This is a genomic window from Allobosea sp. UC22_33 (assembly GCF_042700715.1).
In the GTDB taxonomy this organism is placed as follows: domain Bacteria; phylum Pseudomonadota; class Alphaproteobacteria; order Rhizobiales; family Beijerinckiaceae; genus Allobosea.
In genome coordinates this window covers 2,505,796-2,522,575 of the sequence record NZ_CP170556.1, presented here as the reverse complement: position 1 = coordinate 2,522,575, position 16,780 = coordinate 2,505,796, and the positions used below count along the sequence as shown (strand labels likewise).

Here is a 16,780-nt window from a genome sequence, read left to right as displayed (position 1 = left end):
TGATGAAGGTATCTGGACAGACGTGCGCGCTCAGTCGCGCAGCCGCGATTACGGGTGGCGCGAGATGGCTTTGTCTGAGTTGTGAATGGGCTCGAAGCGAGCGAGGAGCGGCGGCCCGTCCTCAGGCTCCGAAGGTCAGAGCCGTCGGTGAAAGAGCAGGCTTGCCGTGGATTCTGTTGTGCTGAACGTCATGGACATTCGCGTCTCCAAAACAAAAGGAGCCCACGAGACATCGTGGTGCTTTTAGCGTTGTTGACGCGGCGCAAGCTGCTCCAGCAAATCCCGCGGCGAAGGCGCTAGCAACACCATCGCGTTCAAGATTATTGCTCGATCCATTATTGTTGGCAATGAAATGGAATATGCGTTTTTCGTGTCAGAACGCGATGATTTATTTGCGCGTAACGCGAAGATGAGGCGATCGACATCTTCGCCGCATCGACCGGGCCGTCAGACCGTGGCGGCCTCCTGAGCCTGCGTTCGCGTCGGCTCGCTCGAACTAGCAGAGCCGAGCTTCGGCGGGCTGAGATAGCGTTCGCCGCTATCGGCGACGATGGCAACGATCGTCTTGCCGGCATTCTCGGGCCGTCGCGCCAGAGCTGCAGCGGCGAACAGCACCGCGCCCGACGAAGTCCCGGCCAGAATACCCTCGCGCTGCGCCAGGATCCGCGCGAATTCCCGCGCCTGCGCCGTCTCGGTGACGATCACCTCGTCGACGACGGAAGCGTCGAAATTCTCCGGCAGGTAACCGGGCTCGACATCCGTCACCTTGTGGACGCCTTCGATGGCGTCGGGATAGGGGATATCGAGCGACGGGACAGACGCCGGGCCGGGTTCGACGACAACCACCCTCACATCGGGGTTCTGCTCCTTCAGGAAGCGGCCCGTACCGGAGATCGTGCCGCCGGTGCCGACGGCCGCCACGAAGATGTCGACCTTTCCTTTAGTCTCCCGCCAGATTTCCGGGCCGGTCGTCTCGAAATGGACGCGTGGATTGGCCGGGTTGGCGCGCTGATTGGTGTAGTAGGCGTCGGGATTTTCGCGGCGAACCCGGTCGATGATCGCGTGGATGGCTCCGGGCTCAAGAAAGGCGCTGTTATCGATCAGGACGATCTCGGCGCCGTATTGCGCGAGCAGCTTGAGCTTGTCATCGCTGATCGTGTTGCGCAGGTAGAATTTCGAAGGGTAGCCGCGTGCGGCGGCCAATGCTGCGAGCCCGATCCCGGTATTGCCGCTGGTGAGGTCGACGATCTGCTGGCCAGGCTTCAACCGGCCGCTTTCCTCGGCCTCGCGGATGAGGCCCCAGGCCGTCCGGTCCTTGATGCTGCCGGCAGGATTGAGGTACTCGATCTTAGCAAGAACACGAGCGCCGAGCTTCAGCTCTTCTGCGAAGCGGCCGAGTTCGAGTAGCGGCGTGTCGCCGACCAGAGCCGCGAAATGATCGTTTCCAAATGCCATGATACGCTCTCGGGAGAGATTGAGGCCGCCGCACTCGCGTTCAAGCTGCGGTGAATGCTCGCTGACGACATTCGTATCCGCCTTTTATGCGCAATCAATACTTGGAAGATAATAAGTACGATTGTCTCAATTGGGGCGGTATTCGCATCTGATATTTCCAATCAGGCGGAAATATGAGGTGAAATATGTTTGTTCCGGGGATGCCGGCGAGCCACGTTGGACTCGCCGGTGCCGTTTTGGGCTAGAGCGCGTTAAGCGCCCCCATGAGATCGTCGAGGATGTCCTCCACGCTTTCCAGCCCGATTGAAAGCCGCAGGAGCCCGTCGCCGATGCCATGCTTCAGCCGGTCCTCGCGGCTGACGATGGCGTGGGTCATGCTGGCGGGGTGCTGGATCAGAGTCTCCGCATCGCCGAGGCTGACGGCGCGGGTGATCAGCTGGAGATGGTTCATGAAGGCCATGCCCATCTCGATCCCGCCATCGAGCTCGAAAGAAACGAGGCCGCCGCCGGAACCGGACATCTGCCGCTGGGCGAGTTCGAATTGCGGGAAGGAGGGCAGGCCGGGATAGGACAGGCTGGCGATGCGCGGGTGCCGTTCCAGTTCACGCGCCACCGCCAAGGCTGAGGCGGCATGGCGCTCGACCCGAATTTCCAAAGTCTTCAGGCCGCGCAACATCAGGAAGCAGTTGAAGGGCGAGAGCGTCGCACCGGTCATCCAGCGCAGACCGGTATTGCGGATCTGCTTCAGCAGGTCGGCCGGGCCGACGACGATGCCGGCCAGGAGGTCGCCGTGGCCGCCTAGATATTTCGTGCCGGAATGAACGACGAGATCGGCCCCGAACTCCAGCGGGCGCTGCAGCACCGGCGTCCCGAACGTGTTGTCGACGACGACCAGCGCGCCAGCCTGATGCGCGATGCGCGAGACAGCGGCGATGTCGATGACGCGCAGGTTTGGATTGGCTGGCGTCTCGAAAAACACCAGCTTCGTACGGGCGCCGATCTCTGCCGTCAGCACATCGAGCCGGGTGAAGTCGGCGGGCCGCGCGACAATGCCGAGCTTCGCCAGCCCCTGCGTGAACAACGCATAGGTATTGCCATAGAGTGTGTGGTCGATCACGACCTCGTCGCCCGGTGCGAGCAGGGTCATGACGACGCTGGCGATCGCGCCCATGCCGGAGGCGGCGGTCATGCCGGCCTCGGCACCTTCCAGGCTCGCCATCCGCTCCTCGAGGATGGTCTGGGTCGGGTTCTTCGAGCGGCCATAGACATAGCCGGGACGCTCGCCCCTGAAGATTTCGGCGCCCTGCTCGGCGCTCTCGAAGGCATAGGTCGAGGTCATGAAAATCGGCGGCGTCAGCGCGCCTTCATGCTCGGCCGGATCGTAGGCGAGATGGATGGCGCGGGTCGAAAAGCCCTGCGTCCGGTTGCGTCTGCGATCATGCGACATCGGCGGTCTCTCCCTTCATCGGCGCCCGGAGGGCTGCAAGCCCTCTCGGTACCGATTAATCTTATCGTGCGGGCAAGCGCGTGGAATGGCCGCGCGTTCTGTTCAGCTTGCGAAAGCCCCAAGCCGCGGAATGTCGAGGCCGAAGCGCTCGCGCAGAGTGGTCTCGGCATAGCTTCGGCGGAACAGCCCGCGATGCTGAAGGACGGGAACCACGAGATCGACGAAATCGTCGAGCCCGTCCGGCATGGAGGCCGGGATCAGGTTGAAACCGTCCGCCGCACCCTGCTCGAACCAGGATTGCAGATCGTCGGCGATCGTTTCGGGTGAACCGATGATGATGCGATGGCCATGGGAGGCGATGGCGAGCGCCGAAAGCTCGCGCAGGGTGTAGTTCTCGGCGCGCGCCTTGTTCAGGAGCAGTCGCACCCGGCTCTCGCCATGGATGCGCTCGCCCGGCTCCGGCACCGGCCCGTCGAGCGGATGCGTCGAGAGATCGTAGCCCCAGCGGCCCGAGAGCTGGCGGATGCCGGCGGCGATATCGGTATGCTCCTGCAGGGCGGCGAACTTCTCGCGCGCCTCGGCATCCGTCCGGCCGACGATCGGCATGACGCCCGGCAGAACCTTGAGATAGCCGGAGCGGCCGCCGGCCTCGGCCGCCTCCTTGAGGGCTGCGCGATAGGCAAGCGAATCCTCGATCGTATCCTGCGCGGTGAAGGCAAGGTCGGCCTGCGTCGCGGCGAGCCCGATGCCGTCGCGCGAGGAACCGGCCTGCACGATCACGGGATGGCCCTGCGGTGGCCGGGAGACGTTGAGCGGTCCCCGAACCGAGAAATGCTCGCCCTTGTGGTCGAGCAAGCGGACGCGGTCCGTATCCAGGAATTTGCCGGAGCGTTTATCCATGACGAGCGCGTCGTCTGCCCAGCTATCCCACAAGCCACGCACGACCTGGACGAACTCGCCGGCGCGGGCATAACGCGCTGCGTGGTCCGGCAGGGCGCTCAGGTTGAAATTCTCGGCGGATCGGTCGGATTGCGTGGTGACCACGTTCCAGCCCGCCCGGCCACGGCTGATATGGTCGAGCGAGGCCAGCGCGCGCGCAACGTTGTACGGCTCGGAGAAGCTGGTCGAGATCGTGCCGACGAGACCGATCTTCGAGGTCGCTACCGCCAGTGCCGAGAGCAGCGTCACCGGCTCCAGCCCCCCGGCCTTGCCCTGTGCGCCGGGTTCAGGACCGGCGAGATTGTCGGCCACGAAGAACATGTCGAACAGCCCTTCCTCGGCCTTCCGCGCGATGCGGATGACCCAGTCGATATCCTCCGGATGTCCCTGTGCCGCCTCCTGCCGCCAGGCGGCCGGATGGCGGCCGAGCGGCTGGTGGAACAGCCCCAGATGGATGGTCCGGGACTTCTGCGTCTGTGAAACGGCCGACATCGGGTCTGTCCTGAAGGGAGTTGGGTCGCGGGCGTGAGGAGCTCACGCCAGTCGCGGATCGAGATGGTCGCGCAACCAGTCGCCGAGCAGGATGACGCCGAGCACGGTCAGCGTGATCGCGATGCCGGGGAAGGTCGCGACCCACCAGCTCGTCGCCAGATATTGCCGGCCCTCGCTGAGCATCTGGCCCCAGGAGATTTCGGGCGGCTGGATGCCGAAGCCGAGGAAGCTCAGCGAGGATTCGGCGAGGATGACGGTGCCGACATTCAGGTTGGAGACGACGACGAAGGACGACAGGATATTGGGCAGGATGTGCCGCAGGATCAGCCCGAGCGGGCTTGCGCCGCTTGCGCGGGCCGCCGCGACATAGTCCATTTCCTTGATGCCGAGCACGTCGGCCCGCACGATCCGGGCACAGCTCACCCAGTTGGTCGCCGCGATGACGACGACGAGCGGCAGCAGGCCGGAGCCTGCGACGAGGGCGACGACCAGCATGAACAGCATGGTCGGGATCGCCAACATGGCGTCGATCACGCGCATGATCAGCAGGTCGACCCGGCCCCCCGCCATGCCGGCCAGCAGGCCGAATGCCAGCCCGACCAGGCTGGACAGGGCCACCGCCGCGAGGCCGACCGAGAGCGACGTCCGGGCGCCGAAGATGATGCGGCTCAGCAGGTCTCTCCCCTGGCTGTCGGTCCCCAGCAGGTAGAGCGGGTTTCCGCCTTCCAGCCAGGCCGGAGGCAGCAGCTTCAGCGACAGGTTGCGCCGGAGCGGATCGAGCGGCGCGAGCTGGTCGGCTGCCAGCGCCGTAAAGACGATCAGGGCGACGATGACGATGCCGGCGAGGCCCGCCTTGTTGCGCAGGAGCGAAGGCAGCAATCGCCGCCGCTGCGGCGGAGGGCTGCCGATGAGCGAGATTTCGGTCATGCGATGCTGCCGCGCCTATTTGGCCATGCGCGGATCGATCAGCCGGTAGAGGGCGTCGGTCGCGAGATTGATCGTCAGGGCCATGATGGTGATGACGAAGACGGCGATCTGGATGACCGCCATGTCTTTGGTATAGATCGCCTGCACCACGAGCTGGCCCAGCCCCGGCCATGAGAACACGGTCTCGGTCACGAGCGCGCCGCCGAGCAATGCGATGGCGTGCAGCGACGTCATCGTCACCGCCGGGATCAGGGCGTTCCTCAGGCCGTGGCGCAGCACCACCAGCGTCTCGGGCAGACCCTTGGCGCGGGCGGTGCGGACATAGTCCTGCCCCATGACCTCGAGCAGGCTGGAGCGAATGAGCTTGGTGAGCTCGGCGGCGAAGCCGGTGCCCAGCGTGATCGCCGGCAGGATGAGATGGGAGAAGCCGCCGCTGCCCGAGACGGGCACGAGCCGCAGCCAGACGCCGAAGACCAGGATCAGCATGATCCCGACCCAGAAATTCGGCATCGCCTTGCCCAGCACGGTCACGGCGGAGATCGCGAAATCGGGGAGGCTGTTGCGCCTGAGGGCGGCGAAGATCCCGGTCGGGAGCGCGATCAGGATGGCGACGATGAGGCCGCCGACCGTGAGCTGGAGCGTGGCGGGGATGCGTTCGAGCACCACCGGCAGCGCATCCGTCCCGTAGCGATAGGAGACGCCGAAATCCCCGGTGAGGATGTTGCCCATATAGCGCAGGTACTGGACGTACCAGGGCTGATCGAGCCCCCATGCAGCAACGAGCGCGAGCCGGTCCTCCTCGCTCGCATCCTCCGGTATCAGCAGCGCGGACGGATCGCCCGTCAGGTAGACGAGGACGAAGACGATCACCGACACGATGTAGAGAACCGGCAGGAACTGCAGCAGCGTCCTGAGGGGCGAACGTTCGCTCATGGGCGCGAGACGTCCTCGGCAGCGATCATCTCGTCGAAGCGCCCGTTATAGACGACGCGATCGCCGACCCCGTAGATCGATTGCGGGAAGAGCAGGCCGATCCGGACGCGCTGTTCGGCGACGATCTCCTGGCCCTTCTGCGAGATCGCGATGCGCTCGGCCTCGCTCTTCGCCTGGCGGACGGCGGCGGCGAGCCCGTCGAAGGTCGCGTCCGACCAGTCGTAGTGGCGCTTGAAATTGTCGACGAACAGGGTCGAGGCGTCGGTATAGGAGCCCATGCCCCAGAGATAGAGCTCGCCGAAGCCGTCGCCGACGACCTTGTTGTTGTAGACGGTCCAGTCGAGCACCTCGACCTGTGCCCGGAAGCCGACATCCTCCAGGTAGCCGGCCACGGCCTCGACGATCTCGCGGTCCTTCACATAGCGGCCGCTCGGCGTGCTGATCTTGATCGCGGGACGTTTGCTGCCGCCGAAACCGGCTTCGCGCAGCAGGGCCCTGGCCCGCTCCGGGTCGAAGCGGATGCCGCGGCTCAGCTCCGGCGCGAAGCCGGGAATGGCGGGCGGGAAGAAGCCGCGCGTCGATGCGCCATGCCCTTCCAGCACCTGCTTCACGATCGCGTCGCGGTCGATGGCGAGGTCGATCGCCTCGCGGATGCGCGGATCTCCGGTGACGCGGTCCTTGCCGGTGCGGACATGCAGGGCGAGGTTGCGCGCGATGTCGAAGGTGATCGCGCGCGTGCCCTTGTTGTCGTTCAGGCGCGCGATGTCCTCCGGCGGGATGTTGACGGCGATATCGACGCCGCCGGTCAGGAGCTCGGCGACGCGCGTGGTCGTCTCCGGAATCGAGCGGATGACAACATCATCCCATTTCGGCGCGCCGCCCCACCAGCGCGGGTTTTTCACCAGGACGAGCCGGTCCGACTTGACCCAGCGCTTGAAGAGATACGGGCCGGTGCCGACCGGCTGCTTGAAGAATTCCTCGCGCCCGCCGGCTTTCTCGAAGGCGGCCTTGGGCAGGATGCCGGCGCCGTTGCCGACGAAGGCATGCAGCAGCAGCGTGTCCGGCCCGTCGGTCTCGATCTTGAGCGTGGTCTCGTCCGGCGCCTCGACCGCCTTGATGCGGCGGAACTTGGCCGCGCTGATCAGCTTCTTGTCCTGCTGGGACCGCTCGATGGTGAATTTGACGTCCTGCGCCGTGAACTTGTCGCCGTTATGCCAGTAGACGTCGTCGCGCAGCTTGAACGTCCAGTGGATATTGTCATCGCTGTTCCAGGAAACGGCGAGGCGCGGCGTAAAGCGGAGTTGTCCCTGGCTGAAATCCTTGTCGACCAGATAGTCGTAGAGATTCACCAGCGCCGACTCGGTGCTGTTGTTGCCGTGATTGGCCGGGTCGAGCGACAGGATGTCGTTGCCCTGCGCAATGGTTAGTGTTTGTGCTGCGAAGGACGCCTGAGATCCGGAGAAGCTCAATGCAACCGCAATAGCCAATGCGGGCCAACGCAGCAGGCCAGAAATACCCATGAAACTAACGCCCTATCTGTCGAATATCAGGATTGGCGCCAAGCTATCGCGGGCAACTTGGAAAAGGCCTTCAAATACTCCGCTTTTTGGATGTGGACGCTCTTTCCAAGAACAGCCTCGGAGTAATTTTTGCTCCGGAACATGAGAAATCGGCGTGAGCTGGATCAGCGAGATGTCGGGAGCAGACGAACGCCTTCGTCGCGGTGTCAACGTCCGAGCGGTGTGCGGATGCCGCGCTCATAGGCGGCCTGGTCGAAGAGCCCGTCGAGCGGCGGCGCCTTCTGGAAATCGCCGAGCTCAACCTGATAAGCAAGCAACGCCTCGGTCGCCTGCCGGATTTTTGCGGGATCGTTGACGAAGCTCACGGCCGGTGACACCAGAGCCTTGGCGATAGTCGCCTCGGAGACGAGATCTCCCCCGAGCGCCACGAGAACAAACGGAGCAGCCTTCTTCGGATCGCTGCGAACCAGCTCGGTCGCGCGCTGGAACAGCGCGACGAAGCGGTCCACCACGTCCGGGCGGGTCTTCTGAAGCTCGCCCGAGGCGGCCACCACGACACCCGGGATGTTCGGAAACATGTCGGGCGAGTTCACGATGCGCTTGATCCGCGGGTCGCGCTCGGGGACCAGCGTGGCTGAGGGCTCCAGCAACGTGCCCCCGTCGATGGCTCCGGTCAGCATCGCCTGCTGCACCACCTCGATGCCCATATTGACGATCTCGACATCGGCGCGGTCGACATTACCGACCTTCCAGAGCCAATGATGCAGCGCAACCGTCGGGACGCCTCCCGGCGGGAGCGTACCCAGCTTCGCCTTTCGGCCGGCCGTGGAGCGAAACGCAGCGAAGGCCTTCGCGGGAGCGTTGCCATTGTCAGCGAACGCCTTGGCCAAGGTGGGTCCTGCGAGGAACGCCGTGCCGCCGACCGCGCCAGCGGCAACGACCGAGGCTGCGAGCCCGCGAGACCGGGCAACCGCGACCGGAGCGACGCCGATCACCAGGATGTCGATGGTGCCAGACGCGAAGGCCTGGATTGCGTTGGGGCCGGAGTCGAACTTGCTGAGCTTCAGGTCGAGGCCCGCTTCCTTCGCCGATCCATCGCCGGCGAGGACGAATAGCGCGCTTGCCCCGATAACCGGCACATAGCCAATGCGCAGCGTCGCGTTCTGGGCAAGAGACGGCTTGATGCCCGCAGCCGCGGCCGTTGCGGCGGCGAGCAGCGTCCTGCGATCGATCATACTAAAACCCCGCGTGCCAGTTTCTGACCCGGCCGAGCCGGTCGGTGCGCGTTATGACATCGGCGCAGGGGAGAATGGTTCTCTATGTCGGCCGATTAAGAGACGGAAACCGCCGTTTGCTGTGACTACCGGCATGCGCCAAGTGCGGACGTTGGCAGATTGCCTGGAAGCAGAAGTTTCCAGCTTTGCATTAGTCGGCCAGCGAGCCGTGCTGACCAGCCGTGCGAAGTATCTGGAGATGGCTCGTCCCGGATGACCTGCTTCAGAATGTCATTCCGCAGGCTTTGCGGATGGCGATCTGGACCGGCGACGGCGGCAGCGAAGCATCGAAGTCGAACCGCGGCAACGGCGGGGGGCCATGAACCGTGGCTGCCGGCCTCGATGAGGCTGTGCCGCGAGGAGCAATCCATGCCATTCGTCACCACCCGCGACGCGTCCGAGATCTTCTACAAGGATTGGGCCTAGGGACGCGCAGCCCATCCATTTCCACCATGGCTGGCCGCTTAGCGCAGATGACTGGGATAACCAGATACTGTTCTTCCTTAAGGAAGGCTTCCGCATCGTTGCCCATGACCGCCGTGGCCATGGCCGTTCCAGCCAGGTCAGCAACGGGCATGACATGGATCACTATGCAGCCGATGCTTCCACGGTCGCCGAACATCTCGATCTCAGGAACGACATCCATATTGGCAATTCGATCCGCGGCGGGCAGGTCGCCCGCTATGTCGAGCAGCTTGGCCAGCCGCTGGAGCGCGTCGCCAAGGCGGTGCTGGTCAGCGCCGTGCCTCCGCTGATGGTCAAGACGGCCGGCAATCCGGACTGAACGCCGATTGAGGTTTTCGACGGCTTCCGTGCTGCTTTAGCAGCCAACAGGGCGCAATTCTTCCTCGATGTCCCTGTGGGGCCGTTCGACGGCTTCACACTCAAGGCGCTACAGCAGAAACGCGGCTTCGCCACGCTGTTCATCGGCCACGACATCGAGATAGTGCGCTGGGTCTCCGACCGGATCGCAGTGATGCATGGCGGCAAGGTCGTCGAGCAGGGCGAGGCCGGAGCGCTCGTCGCGCAACCGGTCAAGGCTATGCGCGCAAGCTGGTCGCCGCGATGCCTCGCCCTATCGCATAGTAAGTCTAAAAGTAAATCGGGTTCGACCAGGCGATTTTGCCTGCTTCGTCGATGACGACGAGGCGGCACCAGTCGCCCTCAAATTTACGCCAGGGCAGGCGCGCAGAGGTCGTGCCGAGGCCCGAGATCTTCTCATTCTTCGAGGCGCGCCCGACCAGCGAGACCTGGAAGGCCGGCGAGCATGCGATCTCGACGAAATCGCCGTCAACGACGACGTTCTCAATGAGCGGGCCTTGGCTGGAATAGTAGCGGCCCTGCTTCAGCGCATCGACCAGCGCCTGCGGCTCGTTGGCTTCGGCCTTGACCATGACCCAGCCGCCGAACGCGTCACGATTGCGGTCGGCCTCGACCACCCAATGGGCATCATCACAGGCGAGCGCACCGATGCGCCGGCCGGTATTGAGGATGTCATCGAGATAATAGGACCCGCCGCCGCGGCCGTTCAGGACCTGGCTGGTATGGTTGTAGACCTCGACCGCGTGTGCTCCGGGAATCGAGGCGGCATCGCCGGCCGTCAGCCCGTACCATTCGGGATGGGGGATCGCGACGAAGGCGCCGGCATCGAGACAGCGCTGCGCGAGCTGAGCGCCGGTCTCGCCATCGCGGTTCGGGGGGAAGTCGAGAGGTAGGCCAACGGCGAGGATATGCCATTTCTCGCCGCGCTCCGTCGCGGGCGCGTGGCATTCGGCCCCTAGGATCGTGGTGAAGCGGTCGGTGCGATAATCGGTCGTATCGACGATCGGGTAGTCGTAATGCTCCATAAAGTGATCGGACAGGCAGATGAAATCGTAGCCGCGCTCGCGATAACGCTTGCATACCTCCTCCGGTGTCAGCTTGCCGTCGGAGCGCGTCGAATGCGTATGGAGATTGCCGCGATAGAACCGGCCCGGCGCGGTGAAAGCCTCAACTTGCATGCTTCATTGTCCTGTTTGTGAGCTGCTGCGAGGCGGTGGCAAAGGCCGCCAGCAGATTATTGGTGTAATCGGAGGAAGGATTGCTCAGGACGGCGGTGGTACCGCCGTAGTCGCGGACGCGCCCTTTTTCGAGCACGAGAATCTGGTCCGACATCTCGGCGACCACCGGCAGGTCGTGCGAGATGAAGAGGTAGGTGGTTCCGTGCTCGCGCTGGAGCCGCTTCATCACGCCGAGGACGGAGGCCTGCACCGTAACATCGAGGGCAGAGGTGACTTCGTCGCAAAGTACGAGGTCCGGCTTACCCGCGAAAGCGCGGGCGATGGCGACGCGCTGCTGCTGGCCACCGGAGAGCTGGCGCGGCGAACGATCGAGGAAGGTTGCGCCGAGTCCCAGTTCTGTCAGCAATTCGACCGTGCGCTCGCGTGCCGCGGCGCGGCTCATACCGAAGAAGACCTGCAGCGGCCGGGCGATGAGCTGCTCCACGGTATGCTGCGGATTAAGCGAGGAAGCCGGGTCCTGGAAGATCATCTGCACGCGCCGGCGCAGGTCGCGGTCGCGCTGCGGGGCGAGGCCGTAAAGGATCTGCCCGTCGAAGCGGATCTCGCCGCCATTGCCGGCGACGAGGCCGGCGACGAGCGCTGCCAGCGTCGACTTGCCGCTGCCGGATTCCCCGACGACCCCGAGCGTGGTGCCGGGTGGGATGGCGAGCGAGATATCGGCCAATGTCGGGGGTAGCGCCGGCCGCGGGAAGAACCGCCGAAGCGGGTTCCATCCGGGCGGGCGGCCATAAGAGAAATCGAGTTTTTCGATCGACAGCGCTGGCTCCTGACCGTGGAACGGCGCGACATTCGAGGACTTGGCGGTCTCGAGCTTCGGAATGGCGGCGATCAGGGTCCGCGCATAATCCGTGCGAGGACGGGTGAAGACCTCGCCGGTCGGCCCGTCTTCCAGAACCTTACCGTCCTTCATGACCAGAACCCGCTCGCACATCCGGGCGATCACGTTGAGATCGTGGCTGACATAGATCAGCGTTGTGCCGGTGCGCTTTTGCAGGCGGCTGACAAGGTCGAGCACCTGGGACTCGACCGTCTTGTCCAGCGCCGTGGTCGGCTCGTCGAGGATAATAAGCTCCGGCTCCGCCACCAGCGCGGCCGCAATGACGACGCGCTGCCGCTGCCCGCCGGAAAGCTGGTGCGGATAACGGTCGTAGATCGCGGCGGGGTCGGGCAGTTCCATCGCCGCCAGCAGTTCGAGCGCCTTCTTCTTCGGTGTCAGTCCGCCTGCCGCCTTGTGCAGCCGGATGAGTTCGACGAGATGCTGGCCGATGGTCAGATGCGGCGTCAGCGCGGAGAGCGGATTCTGCGGCACCATCGCCGCGCGCCGGCCGCGGTATTGCAGGAGCTGGTCGGGCTTCAGCTTCAGCACGTCGAGCCCGGCGACGTTGACGCTGCCCCCGGCAATCCGAGCGCCCGGCCGGGTATAAGCGAGAAAGGCACGGGCGAGCGAGGACTTGCCGCAGCCGCTCTCGCCGACGATGCCCAGCGTCTCGCCCTTGGCGACCGAGAAACTCACCATGTCGACAGCGGTCGTCTCCGTCTGCGGGCCGGTCCTGTAGACGAGCTTGAGGTCCCGGACCTCGATATGCGCGGGTGCCGGCATGTCAGAGCTCCGTGGAGGCGATGCCGAAGGTACGGGCGAAGCCGTCGACCATGAAGTTCACCCCGATGATCAGGGTGGAGAGCATGACCGCCGGCAGGAGCAGGAACCACGGGTCGGTGAAGACCACGCCCATCGCCTCCTGCACCATCAGGCCCCAATCCGGCGTCGGCTGGCTGATGCCGAGACCGAGGAAGGACAACGCGCTGATGCGCAAAACGGCGGAGGAAACGCGTACCGCGAGCTCGACGCCGAGCAGCCCGGTCAGGTTCGGCAGGATCTCGCGAAGCATGATGGCGAAGCGGCTTTCCCCGCGTAATTCGGCCGCGCGGACGAAATCGAGCGTCGCGAGGCTGATCGTCTTCGCGCGGATCACCCGGACGACGCCCCAGGTATAGACCGCCGCCACGACGGGGATCAGCGCCCAGATGTCCTTGCCCAGCGCGAGTGTCAGGATGGCAATCAGGATGATCTCGGGGATCGACATCATCGCATCGACGAAGCGCATGACGATTTCGTCGAAGCGCCCGCCGACATAGCCGGCCATCACGCCTAGGATGGTGCCGACTGCCAGCGCGATCGCGACGCCGCAGAAGGAGACCAGGAGCGCAATCCGGCCGCCTTCGATGATCCGGCTGAAATAGTCGCGCCCGATCTGGTCAGTTCCCATCAGGAACTCCCAGGAGGGCCGCAACAGCGGCGCACCGACCAAAGCGCCGGAATCGTGTGGCGCGATCAGTGGGCTGAATAGCGCCAGGAACAGGTGCGCCGCGACTAGGATTACGCCAAACACGGTAGCTGGCTGGGACAAGGCGCGCTTGAGCGTCGAGGAACGCTGAGTTGCCGTCGTATCGGATGGGACGTTAACGACATCAACCATGGCGCGAGCTCGTACGGACCCGCGGGTCGAGGGCGAGGACGGCGATGTCCGCGATCAGGTTGGCGACGATAACAGCCAGCGCAGCCAGGAATGCGATCGCCTGTATGATCGGGATTTCCCGCTGGGCGAGGGCGCGCAGCAATTCACTGCCGATGCCCGGAAATTTGAAGACGGCTTCGACCACCACCGAGCCCGAGAGCAGCGATGCGACGAAAGCAGCCGTGCCGTTGAGCATGGGGATCAGCGCGGACGGAAGCGCGTGTCCGATGCAGATTCGCCAGGCGGGAACACCCGCCAATTGCGCGCGCTCGGCATAGTCGCTGTTCAGCGCTTCGATCATGCCGGTGCGCAGCAGCCGAAACTGATAGGCCGCGCCATGGACACAGAGCGCCACGACCGGCAGGATCGCGGCGGCAAGGATGGTGAGCTTGGGTGCGTCGGTCGACGCGAAGATCACCGCGGGCGACAAGCCGAGCCATACGGCGAAGACGATGACGAAGATGTTGCTGACCACGAAATCCGGCATGGAGTAGGTGAACAGCGTCGTGCCGCTGATGGCGTTATCGAGGCGCCCGCCCGGCCTGAGGCTCGCGAGCACGCCGAGCACAATCACCGCGGCCAGCATCACCGCCAGTGAGACGCCGGCGAGGATGGCGGAATTGATCATCGGATGAAGTATACGGTCGTAGACCGGCTCGCGCTTGACGATGGTCGTGCCGAAATCGAGGCTGAACAGCCGTTGCCAGACTTCGAGAAAGCGAAGATAGACCGGTCGGTCCAGCCCGTATTCATGTCGCATTTCGGCGATCTGTTGGGGCGTGTAAAAGGCGAGCTCTTCGGCCGGGATCGTGGCGGTGATCGCATCGCCCGGCAGCACCTCGGTGCCGAGAAATACGATCAGCGCCGTCAGGCTCAGGATGACGAAGGACAGGGCGAGCCGTCTTCCGATCATCGGGATCATCCGCGTCATGCTCATCGCCTCAGGGAATGGCGGGCGGTGGAGCCGGCGGGGCCTGCTCCACCATGCGGGCTCAGGCCGAAATCCACACGTCGTCGAAGCGGCTGCTCCAGTTCTGCGAGTGCGACCTGAGGTTCTGGACCTTGGGCGCATGCGCCAGCATGTTGCGGCGCCCGCCCAGCACGATGGCGGGCGTATCCGACTGGACGATGCGCTGAAGCTCCTTGTACATCTCCAGCCGCTTGGCGTCGTTAGGCTCGGAGATCGTACGCTCGTAGAGCGCGACAAAGGCGTCGTATTTCGCCCCGGTCCAGCCGGCCGCTTCGGTCGGATTGGTGATGAAGCGCCCCAGATTGATCGCCGGGTTGCGCGGCCCGACCAGTGAACGGGCAGGGCGGCCGATCGGTGGGTTCACCTGCCTGGTATAGGCATCGAAGCCGTCCGTCGGGATTTCCCGAAGTTCGAGATTGATACCGGCCTGCTTCAGCGATTGGGCGACGATCGCCATAATGCGTGGCTCCTCCGGAAATGAGGCGCAGAAGACGATGGCCGGCAGCGTCAACCCGTTAGGATGCCCGGCTTCGGCCAGGAGCTTTTTAGCCCGCTGAACGTCATAGGACTTCTCGCGCGGAAAGAACTCCGGGTTGATCCCCGACATATGGGTGTCGTTTCCCACCCAGGTTCCGGGATCGTTGTAGATGATCTTGTTGATCGCATCGCGATCGATCGAGAGGCTGATCGCCTCGCGGATGCGCGGATCGTTCCAGATGAGATTCAAATTCTTGGGCATGCTGAGCAGGAACTGGTCGCCGCCCTTCGATTTATGGATCTGCCCGCCGGCGCTCTCGTATTGCCCGGCTGTCGTCGGATCGATGTTGAACACAGCGTTGAACTGGCCTGATCGGAAGCCGTTGATCGCCGTCTGCGAATTGACGACATAACCTTCGATCTCATCGAGGAAGGGGCGCCCCTTCAGCCAGTAGTTCTCGTTGCGAACGGCCTGGAAGCCGCGGCGATTGTCGACCTGAACCAGTTTGAACGGACCGGTGCCTATGCCATCCGCCAGAATGAGCTCCGGCGCGGCCGCCGGTACGATCACGATCCGGTATTCGGCAAGAGCATAGGGCCACTCGGCATAGCTGGCGTTCAGGATGAAGCGCAGGCCGTATTTTCCGCGCGCCTCGACCTTGTCGAACCATTTGTTGATGAAGGAGCTGCCCTTCTGAACGATATGCGCGTTGATCGACGCAACAGCGTCTTCCGACGTCATCTCTTTGCCGTTATGGAACATCACGCCTTCGCGCAGCTTGAAGTCCCAGACCTTGAGCGTCTCATCGGCAGGCGCCCAGCTTTCAGCTAGTTCGCCCCTGAGGCTGAAATCGTGGTCGACCCAGATCAGGCAATTCCAGATCGAGCGGGTCAGCAGATCAATCCAGTAATAGGGATGCTTCCCGTTATTCGACGTGCCGACAGCCCAGTTCGGATAGGTCTGCCCGTAGACGAGCTTGCCGCCGCTCTTCGGATTGGCGCCTTGTGGGAGATTGGCCCAATCGGGCAGAGAATCCGCAGCGAGCGCGCTTAGACCAAGTATTGAAGGGGACCCGAGCGCCGTCACGCTCAATCCGACGAGCTGCAGAAAATCTCGTTTAGACATCACGTTCATTGACGGCTCCCCCTTGGAAACGCAGCAGTGCGCTGATTTCAATTGCCGTAGCGGACGCCTCACCAGCTGGCCGCACTTTGTATTCATCTTGTATTTGGGCGAGCGTGACGCAGGTCGACGAGCATCTCAAATACTAGTTTCCTATCTAATAGATAGGTTTTCTCTATGTGTTTGATGCTGCCGATCGCGTGTGACAAAGGCATGAAGGCCGACGGAAGCCGACTTCCCCATAGTGCGAGGCGCATGCCGTAGAGCTGGTTGGCTACGGGACTATCTGGGATATCGCCGACCTGGCTGCCGATTGGTCGCTCATTCGCGCCGCCCAGGCTTGGAAGCGGTGTTAGGTATTTTCGGCAGAGAGCATGCGAAGGGCTCGTCTCTTTATGGGAATGTACGATAATCAAGCCAGACCCAGGTTCATCCGGTTTAGGACGAAAACCTCTTGGGGGCCCCATTCGTGAAGGCCGAGAAGCGCTGGTAACCTGCAGGCCTTTGGGCCCGCAGTCATTGAGCTGGGCACCGATGAGTCCCCAAGTCAAAGCCGGTGGAATCGCGCACGAACTGGAAGCGCCAGGCTGAAGAACACCTCGACCCGGCGCCGGTCACGGCGTGCGACCTGGCTCGCAAAACAGCGT

At 63.8% G+C, this 16,780-nt stretch carries 13 protein-coding genes and 1 pseudogene; 1 reads left to right on the top strand and 13 read right to left on the bottom strand.

Translation table 11 applies throughout. The features are described from left to right. Nucleotides 1–447 precede the first annotated feature (447 nt). From ACFJGT_RS11905 to ACFJGT_RS11875, 7 genes are all read right to left on the bottom strand, one after another. A complete protein-coding gene (locus ACFJGT_RS11905; protein WP_377848712.1) occupies nt 448–1,455 on the bottom strand; it encodes a PLP-dependent cysteine synthase family protein in 1,008 nt (335 codons plus the stop codon). A gap of 241 nt (nt 1,456–1,696) precedes the next feature. Next, nucleotides 1,697–2,902, bottom strand: a complete 1,206-nt coding sequence (locus ACFJGT_RS11900; protein WP_377848711.1) for a trans-sulfuration enzyme family protein — start codon at nt 2,900–2,902, stop codon at nt 1,697–1,699. Between the two features lie 102 nt (nt 2,903–3,004). Continuing rightward, nucleotides 3,005–4,333: an LLM class flavin-dependent oxidoreductase gene (locus ACFJGT_RS11895; RefSeq protein WP_377848710.1), complete on the bottom strand. Its 1,329-nt coding sequence runs from the start codon at nt 4,331–4,333 to the stop codon at nt 3,005–3,007. A gap of 42 nt (nt 4,334–4,375) precedes the next feature. Next, nucleotides 4,376–5,260 (bottom strand): ABC transporter permease, encoded by an 885-nt coding sequence (locus ACFJGT_RS11890; RefSeq protein ID WP_377848709.1) that lies wholly within the window; start codon nt 5,258–5,260, stop codon nt 4,376–4,378. 15 nt (nt 5,261–5,275) lie between these two features. Beyond that, the gene (locus ACFJGT_RS11885; protein WP_377848708.1) at nt 5,276–6,193 is read right to left on the bottom strand and encodes an ABC transporter permease; all 918 of its coding nucleotides are present in this window, start codon (nt 6,191–6,193) and stop codon (nt 5,276–5,278) included. After that, nucleotides 6,190–7,713 (bottom strand): ABC transporter substrate-binding protein, encoded by a 1,524-nt coding sequence (locus ACFJGT_RS11880; RefSeq protein ID WP_377848707.1) that lies wholly within the window; start codon nt 7,711–7,713, stop codon nt 6,190–6,192. The genes ACFJGT_RS11885 and ACFJGT_RS11880 overlap by 4 nt, the downstream gene beginning before the upstream one ends. Nucleotides 7,714–7,919: 206 nt before the next feature. Then, complete coding sequence (locus ACFJGT_RS11875; RefSeq protein ID WP_377848706.1) at nt 7,920–8,948, bottom strand: ABC transporter substrate-binding protein; 1,029 nt, start codon at nt 8,946–8,948, stop codon at nt 7,920–7,922. 408 nt (nt 8,949–9,356) lie between these two features. Between ACFJGT_RS11875 and ACFJGT_RS11870 the strand changes: the two are divergent. Beyond that, nucleotides 9,357–9,897: pseudogene (locus tag ACFJGT_RS11870) on the top strand (alpha/beta fold hydrolase); the annotation flags it as partial. Here the strand turns inward: ACFJGT_RS11870 and ACFJGT_RS11865 are convergent. The 6 genes from ACFJGT_RS11865 to ACFJGT_RS11840 form a co-directional block, all read right to left on the bottom strand. Continuing rightward, a complete protein-coding gene (locus tag ACFJGT_RS11865) occupies nt 9,880–10,017 on the bottom strand; it encodes a hypothetical protein (RefSeq protein ID WP_377849085.1) in 138 nt (45 codons plus the stop codon). The pseudogene ACFJGT_RS11870 and the gene ACFJGT_RS11865 overlap by 18 nt on opposite strands. A gap of 61 nt (nt 10,018–10,078) precedes the next feature. Then, nucleotides 10,079–10,987, bottom strand: coding sequence for a CehA/McbA family metallohydrolase (locus ACFJGT_RS11860; protein WP_377848705.1), 909 nt, complete (start codon nt 10,985–10,987; stop codon nt 10,079–10,081). Beyond that, on the bottom strand, nt 10,977–12,647 hold the full coding sequence (locus ACFJGT_RS11855; RefSeq protein ID WP_377848704.1) for a dipeptide ABC transporter ATP-binding protein: 1,671 nt from the start codon (nt 12,645–12,647) through the stop codon (nt 10,977–10,979). The genes ACFJGT_RS11860 and ACFJGT_RS11855 overlap by 11 nt, the downstream gene beginning before the upstream one ends. Before the next feature lies 1 nt (nt 12,648). Then, complete coding sequence (locus ACFJGT_RS11850; RefSeq protein ID WP_377848703.1) at nt 12,649–13,314, bottom strand: ABC transporter permease; 666 nt, start codon at nt 13,312–13,314, stop codon at nt 12,649–12,651. Nucleotides 13,315–13,516: 202 nt separating this feature from the next. Continuing rightward, on the bottom strand, nt 13,517–14,494 hold the full coding sequence (locus tag ACFJGT_RS11845) for an ABC transporter permease (protein WP_377848702.1): 978 nt from the start codon (nt 14,492–14,494) through the stop codon (nt 13,517–13,519). 61 nt (nt 14,495–14,555) lie between these two features. Then, entirely contained in the window at nt 14,556–16,145 is a 1,590-nt protein-coding gene (locus ACFJGT_RS11840; protein WP_377848701.1) for an ABC transporter substrate-binding protein, read from the bottom strand. Nucleotides 16,146–16,780: the final 635 nt, after the last annotated feature.

Excerpts from the sequence above, each read along its gene's own strand:
- ACFJGT_RS11905 (WP_377848712.1), bottom strand. The coding sequence starts at position 1,455 with ATGGCATTTGGAAACGATCATTTCGCGGCTCTGGTCGGCGACACGCCG.
- ACFJGT_RS11900 (WP_377848711.1), bottom strand. The coding sequence starts at position 2,902 with ATGTCGCATGATCGCAGACGCAACCGGACGCAGGGCTTTTCGACCCGC.
- ACFJGT_RS11895 (WP_377848710.1), bottom strand. The coding sequence starts at position 4,333 with ATGTCGGCCGTTTCACAGACGCAGAAGTCCCGGACCATCCATCTGGGG.
- ACFJGT_RS11890 (WP_377848709.1), bottom strand. The coding sequence starts at position 5,260 with ATGACCGAAATCTCGCTCATCGGCAGCCCTCCGCCGCAGCGGCGGCGA.
- ACFJGT_RS11885 (WP_377848708.1), bottom strand. The coding sequence starts at position 6,193 with ATGAGCGAACGTTCGCCCCTCAGGACGCTGCTGCAGTTCCTGCCGGTT.
- ACFJGT_RS11880 (WP_377848707.1), bottom strand. The coding sequence starts at position 7,713 with ATGGGTATTTCTGGCCTGCTGCGTTGGCCCGCATTGGCTATTGCGGTT.
- ACFJGT_RS11875 (WP_377848706.1), bottom strand. The coding sequence starts at position 8,948 with ATGATCGATCGCAGGACGCTGCTCGCCGCCGCAACGGCCGCGGCTGCG.
- ACFJGT_RS11860 (WP_377848705.1), bottom strand. The coding sequence starts at position 10,987 with ATGCAAGTTGAGGCTTTCACCGCGCCGGGCCGGTTCTATCGCGGCAAT.
- ACFJGT_RS11855 (WP_377848704.1), bottom strand. The coding sequence starts at position 12,647 with ATGCCGGCACCCGCGCATATCGAGGTCCGGGACCTCAAGCTCGTCTAC.
- ACFJGT_RS11850 (WP_377848703.1), bottom strand. The coding sequence starts at position 13,314 with ATGGGAACTGACCAGATCGGGCGCGACTATTTCAGCCGGATCATCGAA.
- ACFJGT_RS11845 (WP_377848702.1), bottom strand. The coding sequence starts at position 14,494 with ATGACGCGGATGATCCCGATGATCGGAAGACGGCTCGCCCTGTCCTTC.
- ACFJGT_RS11840 (WP_377848701.1), bottom strand. The coding sequence starts at position 16,145 with ATGAACGTGATGTCTAAACGAGATTTTCTGCAGCTCGTCGGATTGAGC.